Below are 18,195 nucleotides of genomic sequence, written 5' to 3' on the forward strand. Positions count from 1 at the left end.
ATGGCAAAAAAAGCAGTAGCAAAGAAAAAACCTACTAAGAATAACGCTCAAGACTTTTCAAAATATATTAGACGCTTCTGGATGATATTTGCAGGAGGCGTTTTCGCATTCTTTTTTATGTTTCTTTTGGCCTCTTGGGGCGCTTTAGGGGAGATGCCAGATCATACCATTCTTGAAAACCCTAAAACATTTTTAGCAACAGAAATTATTTCTTCAGACAATAAAACACTAGGAAAATTCTATTTAGATGATAATAGAACTCCTGTAGATTATGAAGAGCTCCCAAAAGAATTGGTTGATGCTTTAGTTGCCACCGAAGATATCAGATATTATGATCATTCAGGTATCGATTTTAGAGGAACAGTTAGAGCTTTTGCCTATTTAGGAAAAAAAGGAGGAGCAAGTACGATTTCTCAGCAATTGGCTAGACAGTTGTTTGTAGGTGTGCGTTCTAAAAATAAATTTGAGGCAATGACTCAAAAGATAAAAGAGTGGGTGATTGCTATTCGTTTGGAACGTCAGTACACAAAAGAAGAAATCATTGCGATGTATTTGAATATTTATGACTTCGGAAACAATGGTGATGGCATTAGAAGCGCCTCTCGTATTTATTTTGGAAAAGAGCCAAAAGATTTAAAACTAAAAGAATCTGCGATGTTGGTTGGGATGTTTAAAAACTCATCTTTATATAATCCAATACCATCTCGTAATCCAGTTGGAGTTAAAAACAGACGAAATGTAGTCTTGGCTCAAATGAACAAATACGAATACATTTCAGAAACATTAAAAGATAGTCTTCAAGACACAGAATTGGATTTAAATTTTTCTCCAGAATCACATCGCGAAGGTTCAGCCACCTACTTTAGAGCGTATTTGGACAAGTTCATGAAAGATTGGATTAAAGATAATCCTAAACCAGATGGGTCAAAATACAATCTATATAACGACGGACTCAAAATCTATACGACTGTAGATTCTAGAATGCAGAAATATGCTGAAGAGGCTGTGGCTCTTCATATACCAAGACTTCAAGCAGAGTTTGATAATCAAAACACACCTAAGCGAAACAAAACGGCACCATTTTTAGAACTAGACGCTCAAGAGATTAAAGGTTTAATGAACTCTGGTATGAGACGCTCAGAACGTTGGAGAGTGATGAAGCTTGCAGGCAAGTCAGAAAATGACATTAGAGACTCTTTTGAAAAGCCTGTTCGAATGAGCATTTTTGCTTGGAAAGATGGAAAACCTAGTGAGATTGATACGATTATGAAACCTATCGATTCGATGCGTTATTATAAGTCGTTCTTACAACCAGGTATGATGTCTATGGATCCCCAAACAGGACATGTTAAAGCTTGGGTTGGTGGAATGAATTACAGACATTTTCAGTATGATCATGTCAAACAGGGAAAGCGCCAAGTAGGTTCTACATTTAAACCTATTGTATATGCCACAGCAATAGACCAGTTACATTTATCGCCTTGTGATACTATTCCAAGACAACAAATTACTATCGAAGCAAATAAGTATGGCAATCCAGAGCCTTGGACAGTTAAAAATTCTGATGATCGTTATGATGGTTTTTTAACATTAAAATCTGCCTTAGGAAATTCAGTAAATACAGCAACAGCCAGATTAATGGATAAAGTAGGTCCAGAACCTGTAGTTGATATGGCAAAGAATTTAGGGATTACATCTGAAATTCTTCCAGTACCAGCAATAGCATTAGGAACTGCAGATATTAGCGTTTATGAAATGGTTGCAGCATATGCAACTTTTGCCAACAAAGGCGTTTATAATAAACCTGTGATGGTGACGCGAATTGAAGATAAAAATGGAACGATCTTGTATCAATTTACACCAGAAACTAAAGATGTTCTAAGTGCCGAGGTCGCCTATACAACGGTTAACTTAATGCAAGGGGTTGTTCAAGCTGGTTCTGGTCAAAGATTAACGCATTCATGGGCTACAAAAGTGCCGGTCTATAAGGAAATTATAACGGGATACCCTTACGAATTCACAAACCCAATAGCTGGAAAAACGGGAACAACACAAAACCAGAGTGATGGCTGGTTTATGGGCATGGTCCCTAATTTAGTAACAGGTGTTTGGGTTGGCGCTGAAGATAGATCAGCGCATTTTAGCAGTATTACTTATGGACAAGGTGCAGCAATGGCTTTACCAATTTGGGGCTTATACATGAAAGCGTGTTATGCCGATGAAGAATTAGGGGTTTCAAAAGATGAATTCGAAAAACCTGAAAATCTTTCGATAGAAGTTGATTGTGAGAAGTGGAAAGGAAATGATGGAGAAGGTAAAGATCCTAAAGATGAATTGGATGATGTATTAGATTTTTAAACACTTATTTTATTATAAAAACAAAAGCCATTCATTTTTGAATGGCTTTTTTATTTCGTAATTTTCCAATAGTAAATTTAAGACAAATGATTAGTAAAAAAGTAGCTAATGTTCAAGAAGCGCTAGAAGGCGTTTCAGATAATATGACCTTTATGTTTGGTGGTTTCGGACTATCAGGAATTCCTGAAAACGCCATTGCAGAATTGGTGCGTTTAGGTATTAAAGGACTTAAATGTATTTCTAATAATGCAGGTGTAGACGATTTCGGTTTGGGCTTATTATTACAAGGCAAGCAGATAGATAAAATGACGTCTTCTTATGTAGGTGAAAATGATGAGTTTGAAAGACAGATGTTATCTGGTGAGCTTGAAGTAGAATTAATTCCGCAAGGAACACTTGCAGAGCGCTGTAGAGCAGCACAAGCAGGTTTTCCTGCAGTGTATACACCTGCAGGTTATGGAACTGAGGTCGCCGAAGGCAAAGAGACAAGAGAATTTGACGGTAAAATGTACGTCTTAGAATATGCGTTTAAAGCAGACTTTGCTTTTGTAAAAGCATGGAAAGGTGACGAAGCTGGCAATTTAGTATTTAAAGGAACGGCTCGTAATTTTAATCCGAATATGTGTGGCGCAGCGAAAATTACAGTCGCTGAGGTTGAAGAGCTAGTTCCTGTTGGAACACTAGACCCAAATCAAATTCATATTCCAGGCATATTTGTAAAACGCATTTTTCAAGGAGAACGTTATGAAAAGCGAATTGAACAACGAACAGTTAGACAAAGAGATTAATTATGTTAGATAAAAACGGAATCGCAAAGCGTATTGCTAAGGAAGTCCAAGATGGTTACTACGTTAATCTTGGTATAGGGATCCCAACGTTGGTAGCCAACTATGTAAGAGAAGATATAGAAGTAGAGTTTCAAAGTGAAAATGGCGTTCTTGGAATGGGACCATTTCCTTTTGAAGGCGAAGAAGATGCAGATATTATTAATGCAGGAAAGCAGACTATTACCACATTACCTGGCGCTAGTTTTTTTGATTCTGCGACAAGTTTTTCTATGATACGTGGTCAACACGTAGATCTAACAATTCTTGGGGCCATGGAGGTTTCTGAAAACGGAGACATTGCTAATTGGAAAATTCCAGGAAAAATGGTAAAAGGTATGGGAGGCGCTATGGACTTAGTGGCCAGTGCAGAAAACATTATAGTAGCCATGATGCATACCAATAGAGCAGGAGCTTCAAAATTATTAAAAGAATGCTCACTTCCATTAACTGGTGTTGCCTGTGTAAAAAAGGTGGTGACTAATTTGGCTGTTATGGAAGTTACAGATAAAGGGTTTAAACTTTTAGAACGAGCTCCAGGTGTATCTGTAGAAGATATTAGAAATGCTACCGAAGGCACTTTAATTATTGAAGGCGATATTCCAGAAATGGATTTCTAAAGCAGATTACTTTTTAAACTTATAGAAGTCACTTTAACGAGTGGCTTTTTTTATTTCCAAAGAAAACAGATAAATATTTTCGTAGGAAAATTCTAATAAATACATGATTAATGTTAAAATATAGTGCATTTCGTCGATTTATTGTGTGTTTTAACTGATTAACTAAAAATATGTTTCATATTCGTAAAACCAAATCGAAACAACCAAATTTACCATAAACCTAGTTTTATGATTTGCCCCAAATCTATCATAGACTTTAAATTATGAACTTTTTTGCCCCAAATTTACCAAAACCTACTAGTACCGAAAACAAGCATTCAGCAAGTTTTCAAAACACATTAAGATTGCTCAAAAACATCTTAAACCTAACTAAAAAAATATTCATGCTATAACCCTTTTGGGATGGCATGAATACGTTTTTTAGGTGCATTTAAATCATTTTAAATTAAATTGATTTTTTAGTTTGGCATCAGAATCACCTCCAACATAAACTTCAAAGTCACCAGCTTCAATAATAAAATCACCATTGTTATCATAAAAGCCTAACTCTTCTTTTGTTAAGAGAAATTCTACAATTTTAGTTTCTCCTTTGTTTAGCATTACCAATTCGAATCCTTTTAATTCTCTTACTGGCCTTACGACACTCCCTACTAAATCTCTAATGTAAAGTTGAACAACTTCCTTACCGTCATAATCACCAATGTTTGAAATTTCTACAGAAACTTTTACAGTATCGTTTATTGAAAAATTAGAATCTTCAATTGTTAGATTTTTATATATGAATTTGGTATAGCTCAATCCGAATCCAAATGGATATAGTGGTGAGTTGTCTTGGTCTATATAATGAGACCAAAACACATTATTTTCTGTGTTTTTAGGTCTTCCAGTATTTTTATGGTTATAGTAAATTGGAATTTGTCCTACATTTCTTGGAAATGTCATGGGAAGTTTTCCACTAGGATTATAATCACCATATAAAACTTGAGCAATAGCATTTCCCGTTTGTGACCCTAATTGCCAACCCACTACAATTGACGGAATGTTTTGAGAGGCCCACTCAATTGCAAGCGGACGACCATTATTTAAAACAAGTACAATATTTTTGTTGACCTTATAAACGGCTTCAAGTAATTCTTGTTGCAGTCCTGGTAAATCTAGGTGAGTTCGACTTCTTGATTCTCCACTTTGAAATCCGTGTTCTCCTAAAACCATAACGACTACATCAACATTTTTTGCTGTTTCAATAGCCTCTTTAATTCCATCTCTGTTAGTCGTGTTGATTTTTACTTCTTTAATAAAAGAGGTTTCACCAATAATCAAGTCCATTCCTTTTGAGTAATGAACAGCGTTACCTGAATATGCGTTCATACCCTCTAAAACAGACACTGCCGTATTATCGTCTGAAGCCGTTCGCCAACTACCTAAAGGACTGTTTTTTTCTGCAGCTAAAGGACCTATTAGCGCTATTTTCTGACCTTCTTTTTTTAATGGAAGTATGTTCGTCTCATTTTTTAATAATACAATAGATTTTTTTGCCATATCCAATGCGTCATCTAGATGTGTTTGACGACCAATAATTTCTTTTTCATTTTTTGTGTTGCAATATTTATAAGGATCATCGAATAAGCCTAATTCAAATTTTACCTTTAAAATTCTTTTTGCTGCATCATTTATAATATGCTCTTCTATGACACTCTCTTTCACTAAATTAACGAGCTCTTGAATATAGACAGAACCTTCCATATCCATATCTGAGCCTGCTGAAGATGCTATCTTTGCAGCTTCTTTTTTGTTTTTGGCATGTCCCCAATTAATAATTTCCTTTAGAGACGCCCAATCTGAAACTACAAACCCTTCAAAGCCCCATTTGGTTTTAAGAATATCTCTTTGTAAATATTTACTAGCACTTACAGGAATACCATTTAAGTCGTTAAAGGAATTCATAAATGTTTTCACACCACTTTCAGATGCAGCTTTAAATGGAGGTAATATGGTATTAAATAAAGTTGAAGTTCCAATATCTACTGTATTATATTCCCGTCCAGCTTCAGTAAAACCATAAGCAGCAAAATGTTTAGCACAAGCAGCTATAGTATTTTTTTTTTTTAAATCATCGCCCTGAAAACCATGAACTCTAGCCTTAGCTATTTTACTGCCTAGGTAAGGATCTTCTCCTGCGCCTTCCATTACCCTTCCCCAACGCGGTTCTCTACTAATATCGACCATTGGAGCAAAGGTCCAATTAATCCCTGCTGCTGAGGCTTCTGATGCGGCATTTCTAGCCGACTTTTCAATGGCTTTTAAATCCCAACTTGCAGCTTCTGCTAAGGGTATTGGACTTATGGTTTTATAGCCATGTATAACGTCAAAACCAATAATAAGAGGAATGCCAAGTCGTGTTTCTTCTACGGCTATTTTTTGTAATTTTCTAACATTCTCAACGCCTCTTACATTTAGCATACCACCAACCCATCCTTTTCTTAGGTGGTCATACTTAGTTTTTGCAGACCCTTCTTTTGGTGCAGGGCCAGTTACATCCCAAAAACCATTGTAGAGATTCATCTGACCAACTTTTTCTTCAAGTGTCATTAAGTTTATGAGAGAGTCTACTTTTTTATCTATAGTGTCATAATTATGAATTGCTACAGCGGGATATTTTTTATGATCTATGTGTCCTGAAAGCGTTAAGATTATACCGAGATATAAAACAATGTGGTGAATTTTTGTGTTCATAATAGTATTGATGGTTTTGTTAGGATAAAAACAGTGTTGACCATGTTCTGTGTATTATCTTGACCTAAAATTACGCAAGAAATTTCTAAAGCTTTTAAAACTATTGTAATAATTGAATGAACGATGTCGTAAATAGAAATTTTACCTTACCTAGCTCTGTGGAATAGCACTAATTAATTTTTTAGTATAATCTTTATGAGGTGATTCATAGATTTTATCGGCATCACCCATTTCTTCAATTTTACCTTTGTTCATAACCACCAGTTGGTCAGACATATATTTTACTACCGCCAAATCATGTGATATAAATATATAAGTGAATCCAAAATTGTCTTTGAGTTCATTCAGGAGATTTAACACTTGGGCTTGAACTGAAATATCTAATGCAGACACCGACTCATCACAAATAATGAGTTGAGGCTCTAACGCAATAGCTCTAGCGATACCAATACGTTGACGTTGTCCTCCAGAAAACTCATGTGGATAACGATTAAAATACGTCTCATCTAATCCTACTTTTAAAAGTAAATCCAGAACTTTAACTTTTCTATCTTCTTCAGAAATGCCTATACCATGAACTTTCATAGGTTCCATTATAGCGTTTCCAACGGTAAGTCTTGGGTTTAAAGACGCATAGGGATCTTGAAATATAATTTGAATGTCTTTTCTAAGTTTTCTTAATTCAGATTTAAAGAGTTTAGTAATATCTTCTCCTTTATATAATATAGAACCAGCTGTGGCTTTGTCTAATTGTAAAATAGCGTTTGAAAGTGTCGATTTACCACAACCAGACTCACCAACCAACCCTAAAGTTTCGCCTTTATATAATTTGAAAGACACCTTATCAACAGCTTTAAATGATTCAGGTTTTGAAAACCAACCCGATTTTGAGATAAATTCTTTTTCCAGATTTATAACCTCTAAAAGCGGTTCTTGCGCGTATATAATGTTATGATTTTGAGTACGTTCTTCCGAAGTAATAATTTCATTATTTGCCGTGTCATTTATAAAATCGTCAATAGTTGGCAATTGTTTTAATCTCGTTTGCATTGAAGGCCTAGAATTAATTAATGCCTTTGTATAAATATGCTTTGGGAATTTAAAAACCTGTGAAACATCTCCTTGCTCGACAATATCACCTCTGTACATGACCAAAATGCGATCAGCAATTTCTGAAACCAACGACAAATCATGTGAGATGAAAAGAATACTCATTTGTTCTTCTTTTTGTAATGCTTTTAACAATAAAATAATCTCTTTTTGAACTGTGACATCTAAGGCTGTTGAAGGTTCATCTGCAATTAATATTTTAGGTTTACATGCAATTGCCATGGCAATCATAACACGCTGTTTTTGTCCACCAGAAATTTCATGAGGATACGCATTATACACACGTTTTGGTTGTGGTAGTTTTACTTTTTCAAATAACGAAAGCGTTTCAATCTTTGCTTCAGATTTAGATAAGTTTGTATGCTGTAAAAGAACTTCTATCACCTGTTTTCCGCAGGTCATAGAAGGGTTTAATGAACTCATAGGTTCTTGAAATATCATAGCAATCTCGTTGCCTCTTATCTTCTGAAATTGTTTAGGACTAAGTTTTGTGAGATCCACATCATTAAATACAATTGAACCATGAGTAATTTTTGAAATACGCTTTGGAAGCAAGCCAAGAATTGCCAATGAAGAGACCGATTTACCCGAGCCAGATTCGCCAACGATACCGAGAATTTCATTTGGATTTAAATGATATGAAATGTTGTGAATGATTTCAGTTTCATTGCCTTCTGAAGAAAACGAAATCGAAAGGTTTTTAATATCTAGTAATTTGGACTTCTGCATAGGTAAATGTAGTTATTTTCCGTTATTGATTTACGGAAAAACTATAATCAAATTTTTTGTTTGTGGGCTTCAATGAAAACTATATAGCTAAATTTTAATATTATCAATGCTTTAATGCTTTCTGTCCGAAAATTTAATATTAACATTAATTATTTAATTAATTTCGAGAGTTCAGATGAAAAATCTGGTCTTTTTTTATGTATTGTAAGGTAAGTCTGAGGTATGATTACGGGAAAACCACAAATATTATAGATAACAGAAAGTTTGGGGCTTGTCTTATGTCTTTAATAGAATAATATATTTAACTTCAAGTGATTTTATACAGATTCATTAGCTATTATTAACCATTTTAAACTTTTCACAAATGAAACTAAAACTAGGGCTACTCATTATTATATTGAGTGTAAATTTTTCGATGTCACAAAGTAATTCGGTTTGGACAAAACAATTCAACAGAACCAATGTCAAAGTCAAACCAAGCAAACAAAACCTCCCCAAAACTCAAACGTACACACTTAATATTAATGCTTTAAAACAAGCTTTGGTTAATGCGCCTAATAGGCAGTCTTTAAATGTGATGGCTTCTGGAGTTGTATTATCATTTCCAAATGACCAAGGTAAATTCGAAAGCTTTAGAATTGCTGAAGCTCCAGTTTTTAGTCCAGAGCTTCAAGAGCGTTATACAGACATTCGGTCTTATGTTGGACAAGGAATCGATGATCCTTCGGCAGTAATAAGATTTAGTGTTTCGCCTTTAGGATTTCAAAGTATGCGGTTGTCGGCTAATATGCCAGCAACGTTTATTGAAACGTATTCTCAAGATTTAACATTATATACAGCATATAAAAGAGCAGATAGACTTGGTTATTCTGATGATTTTGAATGTGAGGTCACAGATAAAGTAAATAAAAAGCTTGACAGTGGAGACTTATCTATGAGAAATGCTGATGATGGTATTTTAAGAACATACCGATTAGCTGTATCTACTACAGGAGAATATACAGCTTATCATGGAGGCACTAAAGCCTTAGCATTAGCAGCTATTAATGCAACCATGACTCGAGTTAATGGTATTTATGAAAGCGATTTTAATGTTACCTTAGTTGTAATAGGTAATACAGATGATGTTATCTATACGAGTACAAATTCAGATCCTTATGGAAACACTACATCTGGTTATAATACTCAACTACAATCGACCTTAACAAGTGTTATAGGAGAAGCTAATTATGATATAGGACATTTATTTGCGAATCTTCAAAACAATGGTAATGCAGGTTGTATAGGTTGTGTTTGTGTAAATGGTCAAAAAGGTAGTGGGTGGACCTCTCATACAGTTCCAGAAGGAGACGAATTCGATGTTGATTATGTAGCTCATGAGATGGGGCATCAGTTTGGAGGAAACCATACTTGGACTCATGGTGGAAACGAAGGTACTAATGCACAAATGGAACCTGGTAGTGGTTCAACTATTATGGGTTATGCTGGAATTACAGGAGCTACAGATGTACAATCAAATAGTGATCCATACTTTCATGCAAAATCAATTGAGCAAATAACGGATTATATAAAAACTACAAGTTGCCAGACCAATACTAATACTGGTAATGCAGTACCATCAGTTAGTGCAGGTTCAAATTATACGATTCCGAGAGGAACAGCTTTTGTTTTAGAAGGCTCAGCAACAGATGCAAATACAGGAGATGTGTTAACCTATTGCTGGGAACAATATGATGAAAACAATGCATCAACTACACTTCCAAATGTAAATGGTACTTCGGGTGTCGCTTTTAGATCTTTTAATCCTACTACAGACACAAAAAGATATTTCCCAAGATTATCTACTGTAAAAACTGGAGCAACGTCTTGGCAATGGGAAGCCGTTCCGAATGTGGCTCGAAGCTTAAATTTCAGATTAACAGTAAGAGATAATAGAGCTGGTGGAGCAACCAATAATAGTGATGATATGTTAGTATCCGTTAACGGTACTGCAGGTCCTTTTATAGTAAACTCTCCAAATACTAATGTCACTTGGAATGCAGGAACAGCACAAACCGTAACTTGGAATGTTGCAGGCACAACTGGAAATGGAGTAAACGCTGCTAATGTTGATATTTTTCTTTCTACTGATGGCGGAGACACCTATCCAATTTCTATGGCTTCTGGTGTAACGAACGACGGATCACATGATATCGTTGTGCCAAATAATCAAGGAAACCAAAATAGAATAATGGTTAGAGGAGCTAATAACATTTTCTTTGATATTTCTAATTCTAACTTTACAATTGCAGGTCAGGTGGTTTGTAATTCAGATGTCCCAACAGGTTTGGCTGCTTCTAATGTAGCAACAACTAGCGCAACTTTGAGTTGGGATGCGGTTCCTGGTGCTACATACGATTTAAGATATCGTGTTGTAGGTGCGTCTACATGGACTACAAATACTATAACAGGAATTTCATCAAATATTACTGGCTTAACAACTTTAACCGCTTATGAAGCGCAAGTAAGAAGTAAATGTTCTGGAGGAAGTAATTCTTCATATAGTTCATCTGTGAATTTCACGACAACAGATGTTCAGTTGAATTATTGTGGATCAGCAAGTACAAATGTAAATGATGAATATATCAGTAGAGTCCAGTTAAACACAATTGATAATGTTTCTGGAGCACAATTTTATACAGATTTTACAGGAGTTTCTACAACAGTAACTAAAGACACACAATATACAATTTCAGTTACACCAACATGGACAGGAACTGTGTATTCTGAGGGATATGCTGTATGGATTGATTACAACCGAGATGGTGATTTTACAGATGCAGGAGAACAAGTATGGTCTCAAGCCGCAACACAAAACACATCTGTTAGTGGTAGTTTTACTATACCAAGTGGCGCAGTTGAAAGTTCTACTCGCATGCGAGTGTCAATGAAATATAACGGTATTCCGACGTCATGTGAAACCTTTACATATGGAGAAGTTGAAGATTACACAGTGGTTATTGAGGGCTCAGGTCCTGATATAACAGCTCCTGTGATAACGCTAAATGGTGCTTCAGCTCTAAGTTTAGATCTTGGAGACACATATAGCGAGCAAGGCGCAATAGCAACTGATAATGTAGATGGTGATATTTCAGCAAATATTATAATTGCTGGAGATACCGTTAATACAAATACAGCAGGAACTTATATCGTCACTTATAATGTTAGTGATGCTGCTGGAAATGCAGCTACTGAGGTCGAAAGAACCGTCACCGTGAATCCAGACACCACTGCTCCTGTGATTATATTAGTAGGCGATTCTACAATAAACTTAAATTTAGGAGATGCCTATACTGAACAGGGCGCAACTGCAACCGATAATTTAGACGGAAACTTAACATCGAGTATTGCAATTACTGGAACGGTAAATACAACTACCGCAGGCACGTATTTAGTAAATTATAACGTTAGTGATGCAGCAGGAAATGCGGCAACACCAGTCATAAGAACAGTAAATGTTGTAGCAGACACCACAGCTCCAGTGATTACATTAATTGGTGCTTCTACAATAAACTTAAATATAGGAGATTCGTATACTGAACAGGGCGCAACTGCAATCGATAATTTAGACGGAAATTTAACATCGAGTATTGCAATTACAGGGACTGTAAACACAAATACAGCCGGTACGTATTTAGTGAATTATAATGTTAGTGATGCAGCAGGAAATGCGGCCACAGAGGTTACAAGAACGGTAAATGTTGTAACAGACGCCACAGCTCCTGTGATTACATTAATAGGCGCTTCTACGATTAACCTAAATGTAGGAGACTCGTATTCTGAACAAGGTGCAACAGCGACTGATAATTTAGACGGAAATTTAACATCGAGTATTGCAATTACCGGAACGGTAAATACAAATACAGCAGGCACGTATTTAGTAAATTATAATGTTAGTGATGCAGCAGGAAATGCGGCAACAGAGGTTACAAGAACAGTAAATGTAAACACTGTAGTTACCGATGTTGTTTTAAATCAAGGCTTCTTTGAATCTGGTTGGGATGGCTGGTTAGACGGTGGAAGCGACTGTGCAAGAAGGTCTGATGGATCGCGTTCTTATGAGGGTAACTATTCTATAAGAATTAGAGATAATTCAGGAACTGGATCGGCAATGACATTATCAAATGTTGATATAACTTCTTTTTCTCAGGTTGAAGTTGATTTCTATTTTTATGTTCAAAGTATGGAAAACAATGAAGATTTTTGGTTACGTTATTACAACGGGTCTTCATGGTCAACTGTTGCAACCTGGACAAGAGGTGTAAATATTAATAATAATACCTTTTACAACGCAACGATAACCTTAAATGCTGCCCAATATGCTTTTGTAGCTAACTCAGGGTTTAGGTTCCAAAATGATGCATCTGGTAATAATGATCAAATTTTTATTGATCAGGTTACCATTACTGGAACAAATTCTAGCAGAGGAGGTAAGGATAGCCTTGTTTTAGTAGGAAGTTTAGATAGTCCTGAAATTTTCGAGGACGATTTCTTATTGTATCCAAATCCAGTTAAAGGAGATGTTCTAAACATTAAATTACCTGAAGGAGAAAGCTTCTCTTATAGAATTATGAATATGGTTGGACAAACTATATTGAAAGGAGATTCTGAAGGCGAAATTAGTGTGGGTGCTCTTAATTCAGGAATGTACTTCATAGAAGTCAATGATGGTGAAGAGATCATGACTAAAAAATTCATGAGAAAGTAAACACTAACCATTTACTTATTATAAAGAAAGTCCAGATATAATATCTGGACTTTCTTTATGAAAAGCCATTTTAAAACTCAACTTAGAGTTTACTCTCAAGCGTAGGAATATGGAATAAAAAGGATTTAGTATGAATGCTATTTAAGCCTAAATATAAATTGAATTAGACGTATTTAATAGCCATCAACTACTAATTAAACACCATTCTTCAAAAGTTCAAAATCACACTTCGTCGGTTTTTATTGCATTTTGTGGAGTAAAATAAAATAATAATGATATATTAGCATCTTAATTTAATTGGTATTAATTCATTTTACCCAAACTAATGAGAAAATTTACCTGCTTATTTGTGCTACTATTTGTAGTTATACAAACTTCTTTTGCGCAAGACAAACACTCGCGAATTAAAATTAATAACCCTAGTCAGATCACCATCAACAAGATAGCTTCTCAAGGTATCGATTTAAGTTGTGGAGCAGATCATGATGGCGAAGATTTGATAATCGAATTGTCTGAAAGTGAAATCAATAGTTTAATTGCTAATAATATCTCTTTTACATTTGAAATTGACGACTTAACAGAGTTTTATGCTAATAGAGCAGCAAGAGATCTCCCTAGAGCAAAGGCACAACTTAAAGCGGCAAAAGCTAGTGCGAGAGCAAATGTTTTGGAAAGGTCTTCTGTTTCTAGTGTCGTAATGGATAATATTATTCAATATGCAGAATGTGATGAGATAGACTTTGTTGAACCTCAAAATTTCAATTTAGGTTCTATGGCAGGTTGTTTGACATTTAGTGAAATGAAATCTGAATTGGATGATATGTATATCTATTCTCAATCCAATGGATTAGACATCGTTTCTCAAAAAGCAAATGCATCTTCTACCAATCAAACGACTTGGGGTAATCCAGCATCTACAATAACAAATAACGGTTTAACATATACTGGGCAAGGAGGAACGCGTTGGGACCCTGAAACTGTTTGGTATGTAAGAGTTACTGGTAATCAAAGTACTGCGCCTGAAGGTTCAAAACCACAAATGCTATTTACCTCTATGATTCACTCTAGAGAAGTAAGTGCATTAATGAACAACATCTACTTCATGTGGTATGTTATTGAAAACTATGGTATTGATCCAGCAATAACAGAACTAGTAGATAATAACGAATTATACTTTGTTCCTGTTGTGAATCCTGATGGATTACGCTGGAATGAACATTTAAACTCTGGAGGTGGAGGTTTACAACGTAAAAACCTGAGACCAAATACTGGTGGTACAGGTAACACCTCAAATAACAGAGGTGTCGATTTAAATAGAAATTTTGATTACTTCTGGAATTACAATAATATTGGTTCTTCAGGATCTCCCACAGGTTCAACTTATAGAGGTCCAAGTGCAGAGTCTGAGCCAGAAACTCAAGTGATGGTCGATTTTATTACCAGCAGAACTATTAAGTCTGGGGTTTGGAATCACTCATATGCAAATTCTGTTCCTCATCCATATGGAGGTGTACCAAGTCAAGCCTCAGGTCGTGAGGATGAATATTACAGATGGCATGAGGAAATGACCAGATATAATAGATATTTATATGGAGCCACAATTTTCTACGAATCTAATGGTCTGCCAGATGATTGGATGATGGGTGGAGCTCCTGATAATAATGGTTCTACTGGATCTGGACAAGGCATTATAGCAACAACTCCCGAACATGGTAGTTCAGGGTTTTGGCCAACACCATCACTTATTGTACCTATAGCAAAGCAATCCATGCGTATTTCCCTAGGAACAGCTTATTATGGTGGAAAATATGCAAAACTACACGACTTAACACAAAGTAATATCACTGAAACATCGAATGTAAGCTTAGATTTTGGTATAGAACGTATTGGTCAAACACAAAGTGATTTTACAGTTACAGTTACACCAATATCTTCAAATATAATGTCGATAGCCTCGCCTTCTTCGGAATCCGGGATTCCAATTAATACTACGACAAATCCTTCGTTTCGTACTCAAAGAAATGTGACAGCTACAATGCAATTAAATCCTGCTATCACAGATAATGAAAAAATTGAATATAACGTTAAGCTATCTAATGATGATGGTATCATCTATGAAGTTAACTATGAAAAATATTACCAACCTATTGCAACGGTAACACCATTGTTTGATCATGATCCTGACGCTACTGGCTTAACAGGTTGGACACAATCTGGTGGTTGGATTAACACAACATCTGATGCCTATTCAGGAACAAATTCAATAAATACAGGAACATATTCTAACAGTGCAACTAAAACACTAACTACAACAAATAGTTTTGATTTCTCTAATTCAAATGAAGTACTTATTCAGTTTTATTCGAAATGGGATATTGAAAGAAATTATGACTTTGTAGAGATCTTAGGCTCTCCAGATGGTGGTACAAATTGGATTCCTCTCTGTGGAAATTACACAAAACCAAATGCCACTAGCTCAACAACTAGCCATGATAATAAAGGAGGTACATCTAATTTTCAAGCGAATAGTGACGGACAAGTTTATGATGGAGACCGAATGGATAATTGGGTCATGGAAGAAATCACTATTGATGGCACCTACGCTAGTTTACTAAGCTCAACAAATGTCAAAATCAGATTTAACTTTAGAACAGACGGAAGTAACGAATCAGAAAATTATACTACAACTTCCGATGGATTCTTTATTGATGATTTTAAAATTATTAGCGTGCAAATTCCTTGTCAAACTACGGTTCCTACCAATTTAAGTGTTACAAATATCACAACACTTACAGCACAAGTAGATTGGGATGAAGTACCTTCTGCGACATATGACATTAGATATAGAGAAACAGGATCTGGAGCAGCAGGTTGGACAACAATCACAGATCTTGCAACAAATAGTTATTTAATTACAGGATTAATACCTTCAACAGATTACGATGTTCGTGTTAGAACGAGATGTGTAACAAATACATCTAGCTACACCGCAATTACTAATTTTACGACAGCGACTCCTATACCATGTACTGGAAGTTCTATTAGTTCTTTTCCATATTCGGAAAGCTTTGAGAACACTTTAGGTCTATGGACGAATGATAATAGTGATGACTTTGAGTGGACTAACAAACAAGAAGAAGGTGATGGCAACTCAACACCTTCAGCAGATACAGGACCTTCATTAGCTTCTGACGGTAGTTATTTCTTATTCATAGAAGCATCTAACCCGAATTTTCCAAGTAAAATTGCGCGATTAATAAGTCCGTGTTTAGATTTCACAGATAGAGAAAATGCAGCATTAACATTTGATTATCATATGTTTGGAGGCTTTATTGGAGTTCTTACTGTAGGTGTTAGTATCGATGATGGTGCTAATTATACAACATTAACAGATTACACTTTGTCTGGAGCCCAACAGAATAGCCATACTGAGGCATGGAAAACACAAAATATAGATTTATCATCATTTGATGGTCAATCTATAAAACTAAGATTTAGTGCTACTACAAGTTCTGATGGATCAACAGGATGGCAAGGTGATATCTCAATAGATAATTTCGGGATAACATCAGATGTTGCTGGTAGCACACCTCCTGTTGCAGTTTGTCAAAATATTACAGTACAATTAGATAATACTGGAAATGTAACTATTGTTCCTGCCGATGTTGATGGAGGTTCTACAGATGATGTTGCTATTACAGATTTAAGTATAGACATTAATTCATTTGATTGTAACGATATAGGAACTCCTGTTGATGTTACATTAACGGTAACCGATGGTGATAGTCAAACAGATACATGTACAGCAACAGTAACAGTTGTGGATCAAATAGATCCAGTGTTTGTAAATGTACCTACTAATATTACATTAACCTGCGGAAATAATCAGCCAACTTGGACAGACCCTACAGCAACAGACAATTGTGCTACTGGATTATCTCCAGCTAGAACTGATGGAACAGGTCTCAATAGCGGCGACATATTTCCTGCTGGAATTACAACGATTAGCTACTCTACTAGTGATGGTAATGGAAATACCAATACAGTATCATTTAACGTAGATGTAGTTGTTGACAATCAGAATCCTAATGCAGTTTGCCAAAACATAACTGTTCAATTGGATGCTGGTGGAAACGCAACTATAACACCATCGCAAATAAATAATGGTTCTTCAGATAATTGTGCAATAGGTTCTATTGCTGCATCACAAACAGCATTTACATGTGCAAATGAAGGCCTAAATAATGTAACACTAACAGTAACAGATACTAGTGGGAATATTGATACATGTATTGCAGTTGTTACTGTAACCTTACAAGATGAACCAACAACATCAAATTGTTGGGAAACTACAAGTTATGATTATAATATATGTCAATGGGAAATCATTGGTACACAACCAACAGAACCAACAGCCACGAACTGTTGGGATGATTATCAATTTGACACTGATGATACTTCACCAACATATTGTACATGGGTTAACTTAGGATCAGAACCCTTAGAGCCAGTAGCCACAAACTGTTGGGACAATTATCAGCTTGATACAGATGATACTTCACCAACATACTGTACATGGGTTAATTTAGGGTCAGAGCCTTTGGAGCCAACAGCCATAAACTGTTGGGATAATTATCAAATTGATACTGATGATACTTCACCAACATACTGTACATGGGTTAATTTGGGATCAGAACCCTTAGAGCCAGTAGCCACAAACTGTTGGGATGATTATCAGCTTGATACAGATGATACTTCACCAACATATTGTACATGGGTTAACTTAGGGTCAGAACCCTTAGAGCCAGTAGCCACAAATTGTTGGGATGATTATCAGCTTGATACAGATGATACCTCACCAACATATTGTACATGGGTTAATATAGGATCAGAACCCTTAGAGCCAGTAGCGACAAACTGTTGGGATAATTATCAAATTGATGCTGATGATACCTCACCAACATACTGTACATGGGTTAACTTAGGATCAGAACCTTTGGAGCCAGTAGCCACAAATTGTTGGGATGATTATCAGCTTGATACAGATGATACCTCACCAACATATTGTACATGG

7 protein-coding genes are annotated in these 18,195 nt (G+C 35.7%); 5 read left to right on the forward strand and 2 right to left on the reverse strand.

Going from position 1 to position 18,195, the window contains the following annotated elements:
* The 3 genes from V7719_RS11160 (at position 1) to V7719_RS11170 (ending at position 3,802) form a co-directional block, all read left to right on the forward strand.
* Positions 1 to 2,358 carry a transglycosylase domain-containing protein gene (locus V7719_RS11160; protein ID WP_335729987.1) on the forward strand — a complete coding sequence of 786 codons (2,358 nt, stop codon included), beginning with the start codon at positions 1 to 3 and terminating at the stop codon, positions 2,356 to 2,358.
* An 86-nt stretch (positions 2,359 to 2,444) separates the two neighbouring features.
* Positions 2,445 to 3,146, forward strand: a complete 702-nt coding sequence (locus V7719_RS11165; RefSeq protein WP_335729988.1) for a CoA transferase subunit A — start codon at positions 2,445 to 2,447, stop codon at positions 3,144 to 3,146.
* A 2-nt stretch (positions 3,147 to 3,148) separates the two neighbouring features.
* Positions 3,149 to 3,802 carry a CoA transferase subunit B gene (locus V7719_RS11170; RefSeq protein ID WP_335729989.1) on the forward strand — a complete coding sequence of 218 codons (654 nt, stop codon included), beginning with the start codon at positions 3,149 to 3,151 and terminating at the stop codon, positions 3,800 to 3,802.
* Between the two features lie 435 nt (positions 3,803 to 4,237).
* On the opposite strand, the gene bglX is transcribed toward V7719_RS11170, so the two are convergent.
* Positions 4,238 to 6,535 (reverse strand): beta-glucosidase BglX, encoded by a 2,298-nt coding sequence (bglX, locus tag V7719_RS11175; protein ID WP_335729990.1) that lies wholly within the window; start codon positions 6,533 to 6,535, stop codon positions 4,238 to 4,240.
* A gap of 150 nt (positions 6,536 to 6,685) precedes the next feature.
* Entirely contained in the window at positions 6,686 to 8,374 is a 1,689-nt protein-coding gene (locus tag V7719_RS11180) for an ABC transporter ATP-binding protein (protein WP_335729991.1), read from the reverse strand.
* Between the two features lie 364 nt (positions 8,375 to 8,738).
* Here V7719_RS11180 and V7719_RS11185 point away from each other — a divergent pair, with 364 nt between their 5' ends.
* Positions 8,739 to 13,121, forward strand: coding sequence for an immunoglobulin-like domain-containing protein (locus V7719_RS11185; RefSeq protein ID WP_335729992.1), 4,383 nt, complete (start codon positions 8,739 to 8,741; stop codon positions 13,119 to 13,121).
* Between the two features lie 325 nt (positions 13,122 to 13,446).
* Positions 13,447 to 18,195 (forward strand): M14 family zinc carboxypeptidase (locus tag V7719_RS11190; RefSeq protein ID WP_335729993.1); only part of this gene is annotated, 4,749 nt, incomplete at its 3' end.

This window comes from Psychroserpens sp., from assembly GCF_036960315.1.
Taxonomy (GTDB): domain Bacteria; phylum Bacteroidota; class Bacteroidia; order Flavobacteriales; family Flavobacteriaceae; genus Psychroserpens.